Origin of the sequence: Caldithrix abyssi DSM 13497, from assembly GCF_001886815.1 — a bacterium.
Lineage (GTDB): Bacteria > Calditrichota > Calditrichia > Calditrichales > Calditrichaceae > Caldithrix > Caldithrix abyssi.
Window position 1 is genome coordinate 2,797,017 of sequence record NZ_CP018099.1, and the last position, 20,407, is coordinate 2,817,423.

Here is a 20,407-nt window from a genome sequence, read left to right on the forward strand (position 1 = left end):
GATTCAATAGCGAGGTAAAAATGACCACTCATACAAAAACGCAATGGATCTATTTGATACTGGTAGCCATTACCTTTGTCGGCGGCTATTTGTTCTTGCGCTCGGCTTATCTTATTAGTAGCGATTTCCCCTTTACTCAGGAAATTATTCTGGTTTTTCTGGGGACCATCGCCACCATTGTAATTACCGCCTTATTGCTGAATAAGCAAACCGAAGTAGAGTTAAAAAAAGAAGAAAACATTAAGTACATTGAGCTCAAAACCAATTTTTACGTACAGTTTCTGGACTATGTGGAAGAAATGCTTTCCAAGCCCACTATAAGCGAAAAAGATTTTATGCGCTTACGGGCATTGACGCATAAATTGTCTCTGGTTTCCAGCGAACGTTTTCTGGAACAGTATCGCAACTTTTTGAATGTCTTTTTAAAGAGTTCGGAAGATAAACACTTTTCGGAAATGGACATTGATGAAATTTCCAGCGAACTGGCCAGGCTCTGCCTTGAAATCCGCCATGACCTGCTTAGCGAGTCCGGCACGCAAAAAATTCCTTTGACCCAACGCGTTAGCAAAGTAATTTTAAACAACACGCGCGTTTTAAAGAGAAAACCAAAGTAGGCCGGGGCGAGGCGGAGGAAAGGTTTAGCCGTTTAGAAATTTAGTGGTTTAGAATACTTCCTTCGTAGAATCTAGTCCCGACCTGGCGGGATTCGAAAATTTTTGTGCTGCTGGATTGGTTGATTAGTTGAATGGTTGAATGGTTGAATGGTTGAATAGAAATTTACAAATGCGCAAACATTGAACATCATTGGAGAAAAATTTCCAACGAACAGTTCTTCCCACTCTTCCAGAATCTTTTTCTTGGAAAGGGGGTGAAGGAAAGAAAAAATTTAAAAAAATACATTGTCTTTGACTTTCGGGACAGCCCCAGGGAAGGGGGGGCAAGGGGTGAGGACCAGCGCCGGCAATCCCTACCCCCAACTCGCCTTACAATTTTTCCCACCAGACTCGCACCTTATCGCCCACCTGTTCAAAAATAACGTACATCACAGGAACGATGACCAGCGTCAGCAAGGTGCTGGTGGTCAGACCGCCGATGACCGCTCTGGCCAGCGGCGCCCAGTTTTCCGATCCGCTGCCCACTTCAAGCGCCAGGGGAACCATGCCTAAAATGGTGGTCAGGGCCGTCATCAAAACCGGACGCAAACGCACCTGGCCGCCTTGTTCGACGGCTTCGTACAGTCCCTTTCCCTGCTGGCGCAACTGGTTGATGTAATCCACCAACACAATACCGTTGTTGACCACAATGCCCACCAGCATGACGATGCCCACCAGCGCCATTACGCTAAGGGTGGTGCCGGTGATAAACAGCGCCCACAAAACGCCGATGATCGAAAGCGGCACGGTAAACATGATGATGAACGGATCGAGCAGCGATTCGAACTGTGAGGCCATGATCATGTACACCAGCAAAATAGCGGCAAAAAAGGCGATAGTCAGGTAAAAAAACGACTCCTGCTGATCTTCCGCCGTTCCGCCAATCACCACCTGAAATTCCGCGGGAACGTTCAGCTCATCAATCAGGGAGCGAATAATACGCACCGCGCTGGAGAGATCGATATCCGAAAGCTCGCAGCCAACCGAGACAAAGCGTTCCTGATTTTCGCGGTAGATGGTCGATGGCGCATCCGTCTCTTCTATGCGCGCCACCTGCTCCAGGGGTATCATTTTGCCGCTGAAGGTGGGAATAAGCAAATGTCGCAATGATTCTTTGCTGTTACGGAATGGCCTGTCCAGTTGCACCAGAATATCATACTCGTCGCCGGACTCACGGAAGCGTGCCGCCACCTTGCCCTGAATGGCTGTGGAAATGATGTCGGCCACCAGCAAAGGCGAGAGTTTTAAATCGTTCAGCCGACGCACATCGGGAATGATCCGTATTTCCTGGCCCCCTTCTTTCATATTGAGATCGATATCCACCAGGCCGGGAATTTTTTCCATTTTTTCCTTGAGTTGTTCCGCTAATTGCTTTGCCTGATGCAGATCATGTCCGAAAAACTTCACCTCAATGGCGCGGTCGGTGGAAATCATTCCCTGCTGAATGATTTGATAGGTGATGCCCGGAATTTGATCCAGCCGTTTACGCAGCGCGTCTTCAATTTCCATTTGCGAACGGGAACGTTCCTCCATGGGCGTTAAGCGAATGCGCAGGTTGATCGCTTCGCTACCGGCGCCCCCAAACAGAGCAAAGATGCCTTCTCCTGAGCCAAAGATAGCCAGCACGTCGCTGGCCTCCGGAATCTCCTGTTTTATGATATTTTCCAGTTGTAAAACAGTTTTACGCGTTTGATCGAGCGGCGTGCCTTTTTCGCGCAAAATAGTTAAAGCAATAAATCCCTGATCCGATTTGGGCAGAAACTCACCGCCAATGAAATTAATCAATGAAAGAGATGTTAAAAACAATACGGTGGTCAGGCCAATCACCACCGACTTGTGGCGCAAAGCCCAGCGTAAAAGCGCCATGTAGCGTTGCGTAAGACGTTGGAGAAGAAGCGTCACCCAATTTTTAAATCTGGCCAATCTGATTCTGGTCATCTCGGCTTCTGTCTTCAGCAGGCGGGCGCTGAGCATGGGCACCAGGGTCAGGGCGATCATTAGAGAGGCAAATAAACTAAAGGCAATGGTAACCACCATGTCGTTGAATAATTCGCCGGCAATGCCCGGCACAAACAGCACGGGCAAAAACACGCCGATGGTCGTTAAGGTAGAGGCGGTAATGGCCATGGCCACCTCGGAGGCGCCGTTGTTGGCGGCCGCCGAACGCTCCTGGCCCATTTCTCTGTGTCGGTAGATATTTTCCAGCACCACAATGGAATTATCGACCAGCATACCGATGGCCAGCGCCAGACCAGCCATGGAAATGATATTTAAAGTTAAATTGGCCAGCATCATCACGGCAAAGGTCGAAATCACTGAAACCGGTATGGCCAGGCCCATGATGATGCTTCCGCGGAAATTGCGCAAAAAGAAATAGATCACAGCAAAGGCAATGATAAAGGCCAGAAAGGCCGTGTCGCCAAGGTTGCCAACCGAACGTAAAATATAGTCCGACTGATCGTACACAATTTTTAGTTCAACATCTTCGGGCAAGAATTCTTTCATTTCTTCCACAGCCTGACGCACATTGCGGCAGGCCTGCACGGTGTTGGCGTCCGACTGCTTAAAGACGCGCATGTAAACGCCCTGGTTGTAATTGACGCGCACGTCGCTGCGCAGTTCTTTAAATCCATCTTCGACTGTGGCCACGTCTTTTAAAAGGAGCGGACGCCCTCGTTCATATTTTAAGACGACCTGTTTTAAGCGGTCAAGCGACTTAAATTCGCTGGCAATGTGCAAATTAAAATTGGTTGTTGAGGTTTCAATGCTTCCGGCCGGTAGCAATCCGCCCGCCGAACGAATGGCGCGTACCACATCGACCGGCGAAAGAGTGTGAGCCGCCAGCTTAACCGGATCGAGCCGCACATTAATCTGCCGCTCCAGGCCGCCCTGGGTTTCTACGGTGGCCACGCCTTCCACGCGTTCCAGCAAAGGTTCAATCCGATCTTCGCCCAGCTGACGCAGTTCGGCCGGGCCCATGGTGGGCGAATTGATCAAAATAAAATTGATGGGCATCATGGAAGGATCAAAGGCAAAAGTCAACGGTTCGCTGGCTTCTTCCGGCAAAAAATCGCGCACCAGATCGATGCGTTTACGCACGTCATTTTCGGCTTTGTCAATATCGGTACCCCAGTCGAATTCCAGCAGGGTAAGGCAAACGCCCTGACTGACCTGCGAAGAAACTTTTTTAACGTTTTTGGTGGCCGAAACAGCCTCTTCGATGGGGCGGGCAACCAGGTTTTCCATGTCCTGCGGGCCGATACCGGAATATTCGGTTATGATGCCGACCACCGGAAAATCAATATCCGGGAACAAATCCACTTTAAGCTGTGAGAACGAGAACAAAGCAAAACCGATGATGATCAAATAGATCATGCTTAAGGTAATGCGTTTTTTTATGGAAATTTCGACTAATTTCATTGTCTCTCCATTTCGTTATTTCCATCTTTCGCCAAAAGAAAGATCAATACGCTTCCACCACTTTTGTCTTCTGCCCGTCTTTAATCATCCGTTGTCCCACAACAATCAGAGAATCGCCAAAGCTTAAGCCCTGGACAACTTCGATGCGGTCGCCGGCGCTTAAGTTGGTACGGACTTCGGTCTGCGCCGCCCTTCCCTGCTTTACGACAAAAGCGTAGTATTTACGGTGGGCGGTGGGTTTGCCGGTTTGTGGATCCACACGCACACTGGTTTGCGAAAGAATGGCGTTATCCGGAACCACCACCGTCCGGCGACGGACCTGCAATTCTATTTTGAACAGTCCGTACAAACCAGAGGTTAAAAGGCCGTGTTCGTTGGGGAAAATGGCTTCCACGGCAACCGTGCGACTGGTCGGATCAATGGCCCGGTCGATTCTAATAACCTGGCCCGTAAATTCCTTTCCGGCCTGCGCGGGGAAGTGAGCGTAAACCTTTTGGCCGACCTTTAAACGATGGTAATAACTATCGGGAATGTAGAGTTTGGCCTTCATTAAATCGGGATTAATGATTTTAACCACCGGTTGTCCGGCGGCCGCCATCTGTCCCACATCAAAATAGACGCTGCCTACCAGACCGTCAAACGGCGCTTTAATCAGGCTGTGCTCAAATTGTTCGCTGACCTGAGCCAGGTTTGCTTCCATTTGCCTTAAAGCGGCTTCGGCTTCCTGCATGGCGGCCTGCATTTGCTGCCACTGCTGTTGGCTAATGGCCTGTTGTTTGTACAGGCGTTGATACCGTTCAAAATCTTGCTTCACCTTTTGATAACGCGCCCTGGCCGAAGCAAGCGCCGCTTCGGCCTGCTTTTTAGCCTGCAGCACCATGGAATCGTCCAGGCGAACAATAACCGCCCCTTTCCGCACCTTACTGCCCACGGGCTTTACGATTTCTTTTACCTCTTCCGAAAGCCGACTGTACACCAGAGCGTCATTACTGGCCTGCAGACTGCCGGTAATCTCAATAAAGGTCCGAATGGAATCGGGCTTTATAACCAGCACACTGACGGGAACGGCCCGTTCAGCGCTTTGCTCTGTTTTCTTCTGGCAGGCAAATAAAAAAGCCAGCAGCATGAACCAGATAATCGTTTTCTGCATGATCGTTCTCCTTCCCTTAATTTTCCGTACCATTGGACTGCCAGAGCCAATGAAGCTTACCAAGGGCTTTAAGCAATTTAAGCTGGGCGATGTTGTAGTCAAAAATGCCTTTACGGTAACGCGCCTCTGCGTCTGTAAAAGCCGTTTGCGCGTTCAACACTTCTACCTGCGTGCTTACGCCTTCTTTGTATGTAAGGTTTGCCAAACGCAACGTCTCTTTAGCTTCTTCAAAAGCCTGTTTTAAGCTTTTTAAATTTTGCTTACTCAAGCGGAATTGATTCCAATTGTTTTTTACTTCCAGCATGATGGTTCGTTTGAGCAGCTCTTTTTGATAGGCGGCCTTCCGCTTTTGAATAACGGCCTGCTGCCATTCCAGCACACGCTTTCCGCCTTCAAACAGCGGCCACTGCAGGGAGATAGAAGCCGACTTTGCCCTGGTGTAGTCTTCTGATTTTACCGCGGCGGTTTCCAGAAAGGCCTGATGCTGCACACTGGCGGCAGCCACAATTTGCGGTAAAAATCGCGAGCCCGCTAACCACTCCTTCTGGCCCCCGATCTGAAGCTGATGTTCCAGGCTTTTCAAATCCGGACGACTCTCCTGCGCCATCTGCTGTAACGCCGTTAACTCGAGTTCTTTTAACGGCCCCAAAAAATCTTTTTCTGCCAGACTATCCAGCACGACCACGGAATCGTGCACGCTGATATTTAAAATATATTTTAGATTTTCTTCGCTCATGCGCAGTGCATTTAAAGCCGATGTAACGGCGGGAATGGTTTGAGAAAGCTTTGATTGGGCCCGTAAAAAATCCAGCTGCGATGCGGCTCCCGCTTCGTAAAACTTTTTAACCTGCTGGAAATTGGCCCGGGCCGCCTGCTGCGCCCTGCGGCTGACGGCTAATAAATCGCGGCTTAAGATGACCTGAAAATAGGCTTCGATGGCTTTTAAAACGATCTCTTCTTCTTTGCCCTTCAACATCTGCAGCAGCGACTTCCGGGCGTGATTTTGAATCTTTAAATTTACAATGCGCGCGCCTCCCAGAAATAGCGGATACTGCGCCTGCAGGGCATGCGTAAAATTGTACTTTGTGCCGATGCGAAACTGGTTGCCCATGAAGACCAGCACCGGCAGCTCCACATTGTTTACGGCCTGAAAACTGTAATTTAAAGTGGGTAAAAAATCACTCATGGCCCTGTACACATTCAATTTTTGATGGTTTACATCCTGGCGCAACATGTGGAGTTCCAGATTTTGCCGCATTCCTAATTCCATTACCTGATCCCAGCTTAAAGCGATGATATCGCCGGAAACGCCCATTTTAAGGATGCAAAAAATCAACGATATGGTAATGACCGTTTTTCTCATAATCATCCTCTCTTTTTGGGATTCAAAAACAAATGTTTTTGCCAGAAATCAAACACGCGCTGTAAATTTTCATCCGAAAAGGCGGCTTCTTCCTGGAAAACAAATTTGCGCATGCTCAGGCCGTTTAAGGTGCCCAGAATCGTCTGCATCAACATTTCCAGGTCTTCATCCGGCGCAATGTAGCCCTGCTCCTGCCCCTGCACAAGGATGGCGCCAAACTCATCTAACAAAGGCAACATCAAGGTTATCATTTCCGCCCTTACCTTCTCTGTTGTAGAAAACAGATGAAGCATGGCATAAAATCTAAAAAAATGAGGGTAAGTTTCCACGAAATACTTTCTTCCGTAAAGCAGCCCGCGTATTTTTTCCAGAAAATCTGTTTTGCAATCGACATAATCTTTACGTACGGTCTGTACGATTTGTTGCGTGAAGCGGATCATTTCCAGAATCAAAGTTTCTTTGTCTTTAAAGTAATAATAAAGCGTGGGCTTTTGAACGCCAACCGCTTCACAAATCTGCCGGATGGAGACTCTTTCGAAGCCGTAGTTGGCAAACAGTTCGGCAGCGGCCTGGAAAATGCGATTTCTGGTATCTTCTGATTTTGCATTGGAAAGGTTGTTCATGATACGACGCCCTCTTTACCTACCGGTCGGTATATTACAAATTATTTTTTTCGAAATCAAGAGTTTTTATTTGCAGAACAAGAATCCCTTGATTGTTTGAGCGTCATTCCGAACGGAACGTAAGCTTCAGTTTCGAGAAATCGGGACGGAGCGAAGATCAGCCCAGGAAATCCCCAGCTTGTTTAAAAGGGATTCTTCGTCCCTTTTTCATTGGTCTATTGCCCTGCCCCATTTCTCACTGTAAATTTATTTACATGAAGGCGCAAGAACCATCATACCTGGCGTTGTACCGCAGCGGCGAATTGCAACAGCGCGTTGAGCGGCTCAATGCGTTGTTAACAAGCTGTACGGTTTGTCCCAGAAACTGCCAGGTCAACCGACTTGACGACGAGCAGGGATTTTGCCTGACCGGGCGCCATGCTTACGTGACCTCCATTTGCGACCATCACGGCGAGGAACCGGTTCTTTCCGGCTACCGCGGCTCGGGCACGGTCTTTTTTGGCGGCTGCAACCTGCGCTGTGTCTTTTGTCAGAACTATCAAATCAGTCAGCGACCTTCATATTTCAAACAATTCGAAATGACCGGCGACGAACTGGCCCGCCAGATAGTCGCCCTGCAAAATAATCTGGGCGTTCACAACATTAATTTTGTTTCGCCTTCCCATGTGGTTCCGCAAATGGTAGAGGCCATTTTCAAAGCCGTACTGCTGGGCCTTAAAATCCCCATCGTTTACAACTCCAATGGCTACGATTCGCTGGAAGCTATTCGCCTGCTGGAGGGCATCGTCGATATTTACCTGCCCGATTTTAAATATTTTTCTGACGATTCTGCCTGGCAGTATTCCGGAGTAAAGGATTACCTGCCGCGCGTTCAGGCGGTTTTAAAAGAGATGTACCGCCAGGTGGGCGACCTGCAGGTTGATGAACACGGCGTGGCCGTAAAAGGTCTGATCATCCGTCATTTAATATTGCCTAATGACCAGGCCGGTTCTGAAGAAGTACTGGAATGGATTGCTCGCGAGCTTTCTCCCGCAGTGGCGGTCAGTCTGATGGCCCAGTACTATCCCACGCACAAGGCATCGCGTTATCCTTTGATTTCACGGCGCATCCGTTATGGAGAATACCGCCGCGCGCTGGATAAGATGGAATCCCTGGGTCTGACCTCCGGTTTTGCCCAGCACATGGACGCGCCGGAACATTACCGGCCGGATTTTGAAAAAGACGGTCATCCATTCGAATGACGATAAGAGATTCGAGCATTGAATAACCAGGGCCGCACAGCCGCAAGTTTTTTTCACGCCGATTGCAGAGTGTCCATTCAACTATTCAACCATTCAACTATTCAACTATTCAACCATTCAACCAATCAACCATACAATCAATCCGCGTATGCCATAAAGGCCTGGTAAATGGCGCGAATATTTTCCAGCGGCACGTCCGGCCCGATTTCCGCGCAGGCAATCAGTCCGCCCTGCGATGTGCCCAGATGTTTAAACAAATGGCGAACATGCTTCTCCACCGCCCGCGGGGTTCCGAAGGGCAGAATATGCTGGCTATCCAGTTCAGTCCTGAAGCAGACCTTACCTGAAAAATCCCGCCCCAGTTTTTCCGCATCCATAATCGTACACTGGCAGTGGAGCACATCCACGCCCAGGTCGAGCAAGTCCGGGATAATTTCCATGATGTAGCCGTCGGAGTGAAAATGGACGTCCACTCCCCTGTTTTTGACCTTTTCGAACATGGTTTTGTAAACGGGTTTAAAGAAATCCCGCCATAATTGCGGTTCGATCATCAAACTCTTTTGAGCGCCCCAGTCGTCGATAAACTGCAGACCGTCGTATTGGGCGGCCAGCAATTTGTCCAGCCAGCGCAAATTGTAGGCCAGCAAATCCTCTCGCAGACGATACACTTCCTGCGTTTTAAAAGCCAGGTCCATCATCAGGTTTTCCGCGCCGCGCAATTGTTGCATCCGTTCAAAAAAAGAAAGCCATCCGCCCAGGGCGTAAGTTTTCAATCCATTACAGATTTCTCCGGCGTATTGATGAATCTGGTAATAGCCGATAACCGGCTCCGGCCATTGATAGGACGGGTAAGCTCCCCAATCGCTCAAGGGGAATTCCACGGGTATGCCATAGCTGCCCGCGTTTTCCACCTGCCACAAGACCCCGAATTCGTCGTAGTGTTTTCCCTTTTGAAATCTGTCCGGCAACTTTTTCTCGCTGAGCTCTGCCGACGGCCGCCAGCCGAAATCGTCTGGAAGCGGCTTTAACACCTGGTTTAAAGAGGTACCGTACTTAACTTGCACGGCGGGCAAAATGGCGTGCATGACAGGCATGCGATCCGGCGAGGCAAAACGAATGGCGCGTTTTACACGCTCCTGACTGGGCATTTCTATTTCCTTCGGAGAAGTACGCATTTCACTATTGTTTTTGCCATTCAAGGACGGTTAAAACCGGAAAATGATCTGAAACAAAGAGACCATTGCTCTTCAGCGGCCGAAAATAATGCTGCCGCACTTTAAAATGACCGCTGCAAAAGATGTGATCGATAATAAGCGGTTTTTCAGTTTTCCCGAAAGCGTTGAAGGTTTGCTTTCCGCCGCTGTGCGCGCTTTGTGCAGCAAAAAAGGTGTCCGTTAAGGGCAGCGCTTTATTTTCGGTAAAAAGTCGATAAACCGCGCTTTGTTGCTCGCTATTAAAATCGCCCATCACAATCAGCGGTTCATCCTGCGCATACATTTTACTCTTCTGCAAAATAATTTTTGCCGCCTGTAAACGAGCGGAATCGCTAACGTGCGAAAAATGGGTGTTAACAACCCAAAGCGCACGGCCGGCCCTGATATCAAAAAGACGCACAAGGGTCATAATGCGCGGCAATACGGCCCCTTTTCCAATGCTGCCCGGAACGTCCGGCGTTGGAGACAACCAGAAGGTTCTGGCAAAACACAGCAAAAAGCGGTCCTTACGGAAGAAAATCGGCGAGAATTCTCCGGCAATCTGTCCGTCGTCTCTGCCCACGCCGTAAAATTGATATTGCGTCATTACCGAATCCAGAAACTGCAATTGATGAAACTGCGCCTCCTGAAAGCCGGCAATGTGCGCTCTCTCTTCCTTTAAAAGTCGAGCCACCAGAGCCTTACGATTTACCCAGGCATTCAGGCTGTCTTTGGGATTGTCATATCTTACATTCAAAGTCATCACCTTAAAAGACAGGTCTGGTTGTTGCCCGAACAGGTTTACAACAAAAATGATGAGCACAAAAGTATGGCGCAACATTTTAACGGTTCCCTCTGGGTTCTCTGTTTTGATAGGGAAAATCTTCGTCAAGCGGACTGTTGGCCAGTTCAATTAAAAACTCCGTTATTCGCTGGCAAATCACCTGTAAATACCGCTTGCCTTTTTCCGCGCTGGCTTTCGACGGGTCGCCAACGGCGCAGTGATCGTTCAGTTTAGAAAATTGTCGGCTGGTATAGGCCCAGCCTTTGTTCAACGCCTCAAAGCGGAACGGCCTGGCCTGACCGTTTCCCGCGTTTTTTGTTTGCACCAGCTCGGGAAAAAGATGCAGGGCAACAGAAGTCTCCAGCTCGCCCGCGTGATCGTCAACCTTTTCGAAAATTTCATGGTAGCGATCGCTGCCCACCTGCCACCAGTTGATCAAAAAGAGATGCAGCGGTTGTTCGAACTGCAGTTGACGAATAAGCGGCTTAAAGTCATTCCCGCCGTGCCCGTTGAGCAGCACCATCTTTTTGATGCCGTGATGAACAAGGCTCAAAGCCAGATCGCGCACCAGCGCATCCAGGGTAGATTGGCGCACGTGCATGACCAGCGGAAAATCCATCAGGTTGCTGTCAACCCCGTACGGCAGCGCTGGCAAAAGAAGGACCTTTTGCGTCGCCTCCCAGGCCTGCCGTACGCAACGCCTGGCTACTTCGCTGGTGTGGAAAAAATCCTGCCCGTAAGGCAAATGCCGATTGTGCGCCTCAATGGCGCCAATGGGTAATACGGCAACTTCGTATTGATTTTCTTGGGCCATGGATAGGTTAATCTGCGTTAAATCAAAAGGCTGGTTCATGTTTGTTCCTCAATTTTTTTGAACATGGAACGGCGTCAGCAGGCTGGAAATGATTTTGCCGTTGAATGTTCCCTGTCGGTTAGGATTTTAACAGCAACGCGCAGGAGCAATCAACCAAACTTATGCTCTTTTGTGAATGTCATCGATGATCGCAATAACAATAGTACGCACAGGTTGACGCCGTTCAAACTTCAGCTCTTCTGTGGTGGAGTTTCCTTCGGACATGATTAACACGCGGTCGCCAATACCCGCATCCACGGTATCCACCGCAATTATGGTTTCCTTTTCTTCGTTCCCCTGCCAATCAATGGGTTTAACCAGTAATAATTTTTTATTTTCGTAAGCATGGTGTTTTTGCGTGGCGACCAGGTTGCCGATGACTTTGCCGATGATCATTTTGCATCCCTCTTAATTTGCAAATGATCGACAATGCCAACGATGGTAACGTCGCTGGGAATCATCCGATCTTCAAAAGGCACCGTTGCGTCTCCGCCTCCAACCCAGTAAATAAGGTCCCCTTCTCTGGCGCCTACCGTATCTACGGCTATCACCGGCATGCCCAGTGGTTCGTTTGCTTCATTAACCGTTTGCATGATGTAAAGCGTGGTTCCCTCTAATTTAGGGTCTTTAACAGATGCCCATATTTTACCAATGACTCTGCCAAGACGCATTCTATTTTGTCCTGCTTTTTTGTTCTTTGTGATGTTTTTTAAAAAGAATCTTTCCGTGCATTTCCAGAGAATCCACAATGGCAACGATGCTGGTATCGGTAGGCACGTTGCTCAATTTTTCCGACTGACGGGCTGAACTGCCGCGTACAATGATCACCACTTCGCCTTCGCCGGCGCCAACAGTATCCAGGGCTACAAAATATTTGTTGGTTTCCGACAGGTCCGGTTCCAACAATTGAACCAGAAGCAATTTGTAACCTTCCAGCCGGTTGGATTTGGCTGTGGCCACCACATGTCCTTCTACGCGCGCTAATTCCATCGCATTTTCCTTTTCAATTTTTCATCTGGTTAAAAATACTCAGCAAGCAAATTGAGCGCAAATATAGTTTTGATACCCTTCCGTGCCGACCGCCCAAAAGAACGCCGTTTGTTCTGCAATTCTCTGTGAAATACGCGTGAAGCACAGGGCTTTCTTTTTCAGAAATTTTTTCCTCGGTTGAAACGGCCGTAAAGCACGTCGTCCATTTTCAGGGCCAGGTAGCGAGCGACGACATTCCTTTTGATCAGCGTTCTCACCAGCCCGTGCATTATGTTGTCCGGATGAGAATAGGGGCACACTTTGATGCAGCGGGCGCAATCGGTTCCGACCGTACACCAGTAACTAAAACAGGCTTCATGATTGATCTTCCATCGTAACCCGACTGCATCATATTGACGATCTTCGTAAGGGATAGCTTTCGCCGGGCAACTTTCCGCGCACTTTTTACATTTACGGCAAAAATCGATGACCGAACGGTCGGGTTGGTAGCGATCTGTCGCCAGCGGCAGGTCGGTGGTAACCACCCCGATGCGCACTCTGGGGCCGAGTTCTGGCGTCATAAGCAGGCCCATTCGCCCCAGCTCTCCCAAACCGGCATCGCGCGCCACCAGCGGGCAGACCACCTGGTAATTGCCGTCGATGTGCGCCCGGGCTTCATACCCCAGGCGCCCAATAAACTGCGTTAATTTAACGGCCAGCATGCCGGCTCTCAGGTATTGATCGGCCGATTCCAGAATCGTGGGCGACTTTGGCGCAAAATCCACCATGGTTTTATTCATTTCCACCGTAAAAGCAATGGCAAATTCGTGTTCCCGGTAAATTTCGGCTCCGTAGGGTTCCTGCCGCCCCCGATGACTGTAAAGATGATAATCCCTTAGCAAGGTAAAGCCCACCGAATGCGCCCCGGAACGCGTCAGCCAATCTTTAATAAATGCCGTCGCCACCGTCGGTTCAATTACTTTTTTTTCAGCCGACGGATTGGTCTGAACATGGGGATGAAAATACTCCACTGTGTCAAAGCTGGCTTCTGCCGCGGAAAAATACAATGGATGGTAAAACCTGGCCTTTGGATTTAATAAGCCGGGTTTTCGGCGCCACGCATCGTCGATTTTCTTCTTTTGCGGATGGTTTCGATAATATGCTTCGAAACGCTCACTGCCTGGTTTTAAACGCCGTCGGCTGAACATGATATCGCGTTCGTCGTAGCGCAAAGTCGGGGTTGTTGAAAGAGCGATTTTTTTTGAGGCCGGATCATAGGGCAGCAAAAGGACGATGATACCCAGCAAGGGAAATATCAATAAAAAAACGATTATCAGCGTAGAAATGATTTCTGGCTTTAAAGCAAAAAGAAAATAAGGCGTAGAAAACAGGAAGGCAAAGACCATAAAAAGCCGGCCGGCTCTGCTTTCATCTTCCCTGAAAGAAATGCCGGCAGCAAACAGAAGTGCCGCAAAAACAAGACTTCCAACGATTCCAAAAATCCACTGCACAAGCATTCTCTCATTTTAAGCAACTTTTAGTAAAGATAAAAAAAGTTTAAGAAAGCCACAAACCGATTAGGCAAAATCTTTTTAATTCAAGAATCCGTTAGACGGTACGCCCAAAAATCAACCAACGCCATTTTGAAATCAACTGTTTTTGCTTAAAAATGATTACGGATGCTTCCTCTCCAAAATTTTATTGCTTTGGTCTAAAAACTTTTTTATTATCTTTCTGATAATCTACAGGCGTTCTACCATTACAAAGGGCTTTATTTCGAAGCATTCATTTTAATATCACTCCCATTAATCGAAAGGATTAAATATGAGTGACAAAAAAATTCTTCCAACGTTTCTTTTATGTTTCTTATTTGGCGTTTTTGGCGCCCATCGCTTTTTTGTGGGAAAAATCGGCACCGGCCTGCTGCAGTTAATCACCATTGGCGGCCTTGGAATCTGGGTTCTGGTCGATCTAATCATAATCATCACCGGCTCTTTTACGGATAAGGAAGGCAAAAAGATCGTTGAATGGACTTAGGATACTTCCTTCAAAAAATGTAATGCCTTAGCGTGAGAAAATTTTTGTGCTGTTTTAAAAACTCATCCCCCGTCGATGGATTGGTTGAATAGTTGAATAGTTGATTAGTTGAATGGTTGAATGGTTGAATAGGTAGTCTGTCATTTCAAACCTGTTTCTGCAAATGTGGTGAATTCCTTCACCGTTGGAAAAGGGAAAAGTGTGTAACAGTTTAAGGGCCCTCCGCTCTGTCTTTACTAATTTCAATTTATGGGCTAAGGGTCTGCAGAGAAATCTCTATCAACGTTGGAAACAATCTTTCAGGCTCAGCATCCCCCACTCTCAGACTTTTATTCCTGGAAAGGAGGTGAGGGCTACCACATGGTTGAATGGACAGTCTGCAATTCTTCTGCTGTTTCAACGCTGGAGGTATGTGTTTTTCACTGATCGCGCTGATTTACACAATTTTTTTATTTCTGTTTGCGAGTATCTGCGCAATCTGCGTGAAAAGAAAATTACTTGAATGTCCCCCAAAATTTCAAACAAAGACCTTATAATCGATTGATATTTAAGGAAATAAAATAGCTGAATGTATGAAAAACTCACTCCATTTCCCCGCCTTGCTCTGTGAGTCTTTTTGCAAAGAGAGGGGGAAAAGAGCATACCTAACGTGTTAGTAAGTATGAAATTAGGGGGTGAGTTGTAAAAATAATTTTAGAAAAAATATTGTAATCTTAAAAAATTTGGGGGACATTCAGGAAAAGAAAACTACTCATTGATTAATGCTGTAAATTTCCATATTTTTCATCATTCCAGAACTGGAGCAACAACGTGAAAAAATTAATTCTAATTTTATTGCTTGGCCTGGCCTGTTTTTGGGAACCTGCCATGGCATCTGACAGCAACGTTCCCGGGGCATTTAAAACATCGGATGGCATCTTTTACCTGGATCTTCCGCCGCGAGCGGACAATGCGCCCGGCGGCGCACAATTTGCCCGGGAAATTGCCGGACTCAACCTGGCCGAGCGCGAGACAGCCATCGTTAAAGCCTTTCTTGCTGGAAATGTGCCTTCTTTTTCCCGTAAATTACGGCCCTTAACCTTTAGGCAAACTCTGGGCTCTAATTCTTACACCGTTGTTATTTTCCCTGTATGCGACTACCTGGCCATTGGATCGGATGAGGATTACCTGTACATTCCGCTGACGCCTTCCACTGCGCAATATCTGGCAGAGCGCATGCATTGTTCCATGCCCACCCAAAAACTGGTTGACATCATCTACAATAAGGCAGGAATTAAATTACGGCCCCAGCCCATCCCACCTTCGGATCAAATGACCACCGTGCCGGTTTTCATGCAGCACACCGATTCTGTTAAACAGCAACTGGGCGAAATGGGCTATGATCGGACGGCCGACAGTCTAATCGCTGGTCATAAGAAAGATATCATCATCTCCAACAAAATTTACAGCCCGGACAGAAATTATGAGCGCGTGGTTATTTACGGCTGGCACAGGAGCGTTAACGACCCCATCCAACCGGTTTACAACGGCCATTCCGCACAATATGCCGATTATTCTCACGGCGTACGCCTGATATGGAATACCGTTTTAATCAACGGCGATTCTTCCAGCTTTCGTGAGATTTTAAAAAACAGTCAACTGGCGGGATTACTAAGCAGCGAAGGCGTCATTACCAGGCCTTATTATCCGCCCAGCGATCTTTTTACCTCCATGGGAAGTCTATTAAATAGCTCGCCATCTCAGTTTATTCTCTTTCCAAATTATCCGAATCCCTTTAACGGAACAACCACCCTTTCCTACCGTCTAAAGCAGTCCACGCCTGTTAATCTGAGTATTTACAATGCAAAGGGCGAAAAGATCGCCACGCTGATTAACCAGTTTCAACCGGCGGGTGAATACCGGCTTCAATGGAACGCCGCCACTTTTTCAAGCGGTTGCTATTTTTACCGTCTTTCGAGCGCTTCGTTTTCTCAAAGCCGGAAGATGTTAATGATAAAATAATTCATCAAAAAAAGACTTTTATCTCAATAAAAAATCATAAGCAGGCTTGCCAAACTGCTTTTCTTCAAATGCTGAAAAGAGTATGGCCTGTTTTTATTTTCAGGGAAGCATAAAGCTTTTTACATGGGGCCAAGATTTATATTCGTTACCAAAGGCGTACTCAGAATTTTAAATAAAATAATCGAGTCGATGGTGAAGCCGATTAAAAATCCGGTAAGGGCGTAATGACTTTTTTTACGGTAGTAGATTCGCCTGATATCGTTCCAGGCAATGCGTAGAATTCTGCCATCTTTTATTTCCACCTTTAATTCGGATCGTAAAGGAACCTGCCATTTAGTTAACAGCCCGGGCAGCGAATCGCCCGACCACTGAAATTCGTTCCAGCGCATGACGAAAATTTGACGGTAGGGAAAGCGTAAAGTTTTTCCGCTTACAGGAAGTCGAATCCACACGCCGCTTTTATCCCATCCTTCAAAAAGCGCCCGTTCCGTCAACTTGCTGCGGTAAATCAATGTCAGAGTGTCATTCAACGCGGGCAGCCGGTTTTCAGCGGGCTGTTTTGTAAGAAAGCGGTTATAGGCCTTTCCATAGATTTCCCGCGGGAGCGTTTCCACCGCCCGCAATTTTCCGTTAATCAGCGAATCGTTTTGCAGCACGATTTGCAATTTTTGCCCCGCAAGCAAAAATCCGCTATCCTGATCTTCCGGCTTGATTTCAAGCGTCTCGTTTTTTTGCATGACCAGCCCGATGCCCAGTCCTACCATAGCGCAACGACTCAACAAAAAATTGCTCAGCAAACACAAAACCATTAAATAAATTTTTTTACGTGCCATCGTTTTCTCCATCCCATAAATGTTTACATTATAAAAGCTCACTCAAAAAAGGTATTTTTTAATGTTCGAGCGAGAACACCCTTTAAAAAACAGATCGTTTTTATTGGAGTTACAAGATTTTTTTCTCCTTACTTTTTACGACCTGAAATGTCTAATCTTTAAATGCTTTGCCCTTTATTCAGGCAACCATGGGCACCTCTCTGATAAGTCGCCCTTCAATGCGACAAAAGATGGCTTCAAGACTCGGGCCGGTAATGGTCAAACCATGATTTTTCAATCCAACAACGGCGCAGGCGGGATTATCCGTACGCCGCAGCAAAGAGACCACTTCTCGCGCCAGTTCGATGGTGCCGCAGGGATAATTTTGTTGCGTGCCGCAAACATTTTCCATCCAGGCGTGGATGTGTACAATGGCGCCCACCTCAGGGAATTCACGGTAAATTAAGGCGTGTTCAACCGCATCCACCGACACGCGGGCTTTTGGATCGTAATCGGGCGGCACGCTTATCAATATCACGCCTTGCGCTTCATCCACGCCTTTAACAAGCAAAACATCCTGTCCAATACGCCCAATGTGTCCCTTATCAATGCCGCGCGCCGTCATCCAGAAGGTCCGTTCGTTTAATTGGGGGATGGTTTCGCGAGCGCTTAGATTCCCGTAACTTAAGCCCTTTACCTGAAAAAGGCGGTAGAGATGTTCAATGTCCTCTTCGGTAAGAAAGCGTTTTAGCGGAAAGGGAGCGGGCAAAACGCCCAGTTCGTCCAGCTTTTTTCCATGGCGCTGAATCTGATCCACCACGGCCGACTGCTTCCAGTAGGCGCGCGGTAAATCTACTGAAAAGCTATTAGCAATAGCCAGATGCGCGCCAACGATGGGCAACATCTTGCGATAGATGGCTGGCGCGTCGAAATCGGCAGAATAGAATCCGGCTTCGGGCGTGGTAAAATAAACACGAGCGGGCGGCAGTTGAACAGATTCCATAAGACCCTTCTTTTGCGGAACAATACAGATGAGCAGGTTCGATAAGGTGCGCACCAGCATCCGGTAGCAAAGGGTCCGCAGGTCTGCGCAGCATTTTTGCAACACAACAACCGACACCACAAAAATGGCCCGGGACCTGCGCCGATAGATCTGCGGTGAATCGATATCGGTCACATTCAGCACAAATTTAGCCTCATCAGGATCAGAGGTGCGGGAATGTCCTTCTTTCTCCCATTGGCGAACAATTTGCGCACAATAGGCGTCGCGCAACCGTTGTTTGTCATTTTGGTAGATCATGAATTTCATGGTTTACTCCTTTTTATGCGTGATAAAAAAGGGGAAGGCCCCGAAAGTCCGATTCGCACATGCAGGTAGGTCCACAAACCAACCGCCGGCAGGCCGATCAACAGGGCATGCCACAGATTGTGCGTCCGGGCGCTGAACAGAAAACCCGGGATAAAAAGCAGATATAAGGCGTTGTGCATTAATCCGTCGCGATTAATAATGAATTCTCGGCGGGCTGTGGCAAGTTGTTTTAGCGCACGCCGCCCCGGGAAAAGACGGTTTACCTGGCTGGCATAACGCTCAAAAGAAGCCCCATGCGAGCGTTGCAGGGCCTGTTCTTCATAACGAATAATCTGGTGGTAGTGCAGCCAGAGCAGGAACGGCATCAATAAACCGACGTGCGGCAAAATTAGAGCAAATCCTGCAAAAGCGATTAAATCGGAAAGATAAATGGGATTGCGCACCAGCCGGTACGGCCCGGCTATTACCAGACCATCGCTCTGCACGGCAAAACGCATCATCCGTCGGGAGGTTAACAAACTTCCCGCCCACATGCGCAACAGTGAAGCGGCCGCCATGAATACGGAAGCCAGCAAGTAGGCCAGAGTTGTGGCCGAACTTGCGCTTAACCCAAACCATCTTCCTACGACGGCAGCGCAAAGCGGCGATTTTGGATAAAAGGCAAAACTAATAGCGCAGATCAACGCCACGATTAAAAAAGAAACAACAATCCGCAGCTCAAACTCCCAACGACGCCATGTTTCTTTTAGACTTAACATGAGGATTCCCCCTTATTTTAAGGCACCGTTACCGTAAGCGCAGAAGGCAACGCCTCCACCGTCAGCGGCAGGCTTCCTAAAATCTCGCCATCTGCGGCAATCGGCGCTTTGTGCGAACTTAGCAAGGCCACACGCCGCACGCGGTAAAAACTAAAAGCGCCTTTCATGCCATGTTTGCCCGTGTAAATAGAAGGAAAATTACGCAAACGTTGCAAAGCGCTCTGATCGTGAATGAGCAATACGTCCAGTTGTCCATCATCCAGAAGGGCTTTCGGCGCCAGTTGCATTCCCCCGCCGGTAAAGGCGCCGTTGGCAATCACCACGCCCAGAACTTGAGCCGTAACAGAATAAGCGTCGTTAAGACGTAACCTGATCTTAAAAGAGGGTTGACGTAGCGCCGTGCTTAAGGCCGTAAAGCCAAATCCCACTCGTCCTCCCAGTTTTTTGGTTTTAAAAGAAAGATTTTGCACCACATCGGCGCCCAGCCCAATCTGGCATTCATTTACAAACAGACGGCGTTGCCATTGTTTTTCTTCATCTAAAAAGATAGCCCTGGCCAGATCAATTCGCCGTTTTTTGCCCTGGCAAATCACCGTCCATTGCGCCGGTAAGGCGCGCGGTAACCCCAAACTTTGCGCCAGGCCCTGGCCCGTACCGCTGCTTAAAATTCCCAGGGAAATTTCCTCGAGGCATGTTTGATGGTTGGCCAAAAGACCGTTGACTGTTTCTTGAATGGTTCCGTCTCCTCCCATTACCACGATCTTTTTACTGCCCTGTTCAACTGCCTGCCGCGCAATAAGCGTTGCATGCCCGGCAAAATCAGTAATGGTAAAGGTCAACTCGTCGGGCCAGGTGTTTTGTAGAACCTTTAACAATCGGAGCCAGCGTCCACGCGTTCGCCCGGCCGCCGATGCCGGATTAATGATGCAGTGGATTTCAGCAAAACGCTTTTCTTCTTTTTTAGATTTTTGCCGATCTCTGGGAGTAAACGTCCAGTACTCGCTTTTGTACTCTTTTAACATTTTTTCTCCTTTCAAAACGCTGTAGCAACAATTTTCAATTTTAATGCCAGATATTTTTTTTGCTTTATTTTTTAGAATATCAATGAGTTAGCATGGATTGGAGAATATTTGGTTCAGACTAATTGCGTCTAATTTATCAGACAGGTGTCTGATTTTGTTTACACAAAGTGGTTTAAAATAGTTACATTGTAAGACCTTTGCAGCCACAACATGAACGAA

At 47.9% G+C, this 20,407-nt stretch carries 19 protein-coding genes; 4 read left to right on the forward strand and 15 right to left on the reverse strand.

The window, feature by feature from the left end; genetic code table 11:
- Positions 1-20: 20 nt before the first annotated feature.
- Positions 21-614 (forward strand): hypothetical protein, encoded by a 594-nt coding sequence (locus Cabys_RS10880; RefSeq protein ID WP_006930486.1) that lies wholly within the window; start codon positions 21-23, stop codon positions 612-614.
- Between the two features lie 369 nt (positions 615-983).
- On the opposite strand, the gene Cabys_RS10885 is transcribed toward Cabys_RS10880, so the two are convergent.
- The 4 genes from Cabys_RS10885 to Cabys_RS10900 are packed head-to-tail and all read right to left on the reverse strand — an operon-like array spanning position 984 to position 7,209.
- The gene (locus tag Cabys_RS10885; protein WP_006930487.1) at positions 984-4,073 is read right to left on the reverse strand and encodes an efflux RND transporter permease subunit; all 3,090 of its coding nucleotides are present in this window, start codon (positions 4,071-4,073) and stop codon (positions 984-986) included.
- A 43-nt stretch (positions 4,074-4,116) separates the two neighbouring features.
- The gene (locus Cabys_RS10890; RefSeq protein ID WP_006930488.1) at positions 4,117-5,223 is read right to left on the reverse strand and encodes an efflux RND transporter periplasmic adaptor subunit; all 1,107 of its coding nucleotides are present in this window, start codon (positions 5,221-5,223) and stop codon (positions 4,117-4,119) included.
- A gap of 16 nt (positions 5,224-5,239) precedes the next feature.
- Positions 5,240-6,586, reverse strand: a complete 1,347-nt coding sequence (locus Cabys_RS10895; RefSeq protein WP_006930489.1) for a TolC family protein — start codon at positions 6,584-6,586, stop codon at positions 5,240-5,242.
- Positions 6,587-6,588: 2 nt separating this feature from the next.
- Positions 6,589-7,209, reverse strand: coding sequence for a TetR/AcrR family transcriptional regulator (locus Cabys_RS10900; protein ID WP_006930490.1), 621 nt, complete (start codon positions 7,207-7,209; stop codon positions 6,589-6,591).
- Positions 7,210-7,463: 254 nt separating this feature from the next.
- Here Cabys_RS10900 and Cabys_RS10905 point away from each other — a divergent pair, with 254 nt between their 5' ends.
- Positions 7,464-8,450, forward strand: a complete 987-nt coding sequence (locus tag Cabys_RS10905) for a radical SAM protein (protein WP_006930491.1) — start codon at positions 7,464-7,466, stop codon at positions 8,448-8,450.
- 137 nt (positions 8,451-8,587) lie between these two features.
- Here Cabys_RS10905 and Cabys_RS10910 read toward each other — a convergent pair whose 3' ends face one another.
- From Cabys_RS10910 to Cabys_RS10940, 7 genes are all read right to left on the reverse strand, one after another.
- Positions 8,588-9,625 carry a uroporphyrinogen decarboxylase family protein gene (locus Cabys_RS10910; RefSeq protein WP_081475114.1) on the reverse strand — a complete coding sequence of 346 codons (1,038 nt, stop codon included), beginning with the start codon at positions 9,623-9,625 and terminating at the stop codon, positions 8,588-8,590.
- 4 nt (positions 9,626-9,629) lie between these two features.
- Positions 9,630-10,484 carry an endonuclease/exonuclease/phosphatase family protein gene (locus tag Cabys_RS10915; protein WP_006930493.1) on the reverse strand — a complete coding sequence of 285 codons (855 nt, stop codon included), beginning with the start codon at positions 10,482-10,484 and terminating at the stop codon, positions 9,630-9,632.
- 1 nt (position 10,485) lies between these two features.
- Positions 10,486-11,280, reverse strand: coding sequence for a creatininase family protein (locus Cabys_RS10920; RefSeq protein ID WP_006930494.1), 795 nt, complete (start codon positions 11,278-11,280; stop codon positions 10,486-10,488).
- Between the two features lie 120 nt (positions 11,281-11,400).
- Complete coding sequence (locus tag Cabys_RS10925; RefSeq protein ID WP_006930495.1) at positions 11,401-11,676, reverse strand: EutN/CcmL family microcompartment protein; 276 nt, start codon at positions 11,674-11,676, stop codon at positions 11,401-11,403.
- Complete coding sequence (locus Cabys_RS10930) at positions 11,673-11,951, reverse strand: EutN/CcmL family microcompartment protein (RefSeq protein ID WP_006930496.1); 279 nt, start codon at positions 11,949-11,951, stop codon at positions 11,673-11,675. The genes Cabys_RS10925 and Cabys_RS10930 overlap by 4 nt, the downstream gene beginning before the upstream one ends.
- Position 11,952: 1 nt before the next feature.
- Positions 11,953-12,270, reverse strand: coding sequence for a EutN/CcmL family microcompartment protein (locus Cabys_RS10935; protein ID WP_006930497.1), 318 nt, complete (start codon positions 12,268-12,270; stop codon positions 11,953-11,955).
- Between the two features lie 158 nt (positions 12,271-12,428).
- Entirely contained in the window at positions 12,429-13,760 is a 1,332-nt protein-coding gene (locus Cabys_RS10940; protein ID WP_169313664.1) for a 4Fe-4S dicluster domain-containing protein, read from the reverse strand.
- A gap of 313 nt (positions 13,761-14,073) precedes the next feature.
- Between Cabys_RS10940 and Cabys_RS10945 the strand changes: the two genes are divergently transcribed.
- Positions 14,074-14,286 carry a TM2 domain-containing protein gene (locus tag Cabys_RS10945; RefSeq protein WP_006930499.1) on the forward strand — a complete coding sequence of 71 codons (213 nt, stop codon included), beginning with the start codon at positions 14,074-14,076 and terminating at the stop codon, positions 14,284-14,286.
- 867 nt (positions 14,287-15,153) lie between these two features.
- On the forward strand, positions 15,154-16,287 hold the full coding sequence (locus Cabys_RS10950) for a T9SS type A sorting domain-containing protein (RefSeq protein WP_150109314.1): 1,134 nt from the start codon (positions 15,154-15,156) through the stop codon (positions 16,285-16,287).
- A 119-nt stretch (positions 16,288-16,406) separates the two neighbouring features.
- On the opposite strand, the gene Cabys_RS10955 is transcribed toward Cabys_RS10950, so the two are convergent.
- From Cabys_RS10955 to Cabys_RS10970, 4 genes are all read right to left on the reverse strand, one after another.
- Positions 16,407-17,120, reverse strand: coding sequence for a hypothetical protein (locus Cabys_RS10955; RefSeq protein ID WP_006930501.1), 714 nt, complete (start codon positions 17,118-17,120; stop codon positions 16,407-16,409).
- 178 nt (positions 17,121-17,298) lie between these two features.
- Positions 17,299-18,408 carry a class II aldolase/adducin family protein gene (locus Cabys_RS10960; protein WP_006930502.1) on the reverse strand — a complete coding sequence of 370 codons (1,110 nt, stop codon included), beginning with the start codon at positions 18,406-18,408 and terminating at the stop codon, positions 17,299-17,301.
- Positions 18,405-19,166, reverse strand: a complete 762-nt coding sequence (locus Cabys_RS10965; protein WP_006930503.1) for a methyltransferase family protein — start codon at positions 19,164-19,166, stop codon at positions 18,405-18,407. Before Cabys_RS10965 ends, Cabys_RS10960 begins: the two co-directional genes overlap by 4 nt.
- Before the next feature lie 17 nt (positions 19,167-19,183).
- Positions 19,184-20,188 (reverse strand): diacylglycerol/lipid kinase family protein, encoded by a 1,005-nt coding sequence (locus Cabys_RS10970; protein ID WP_006930504.1) that lies wholly within the window; start codon positions 20,186-20,188, stop codon positions 19,184-19,186.
- Positions 20,189-20,407 lie beyond the last annotated feature (219 nt).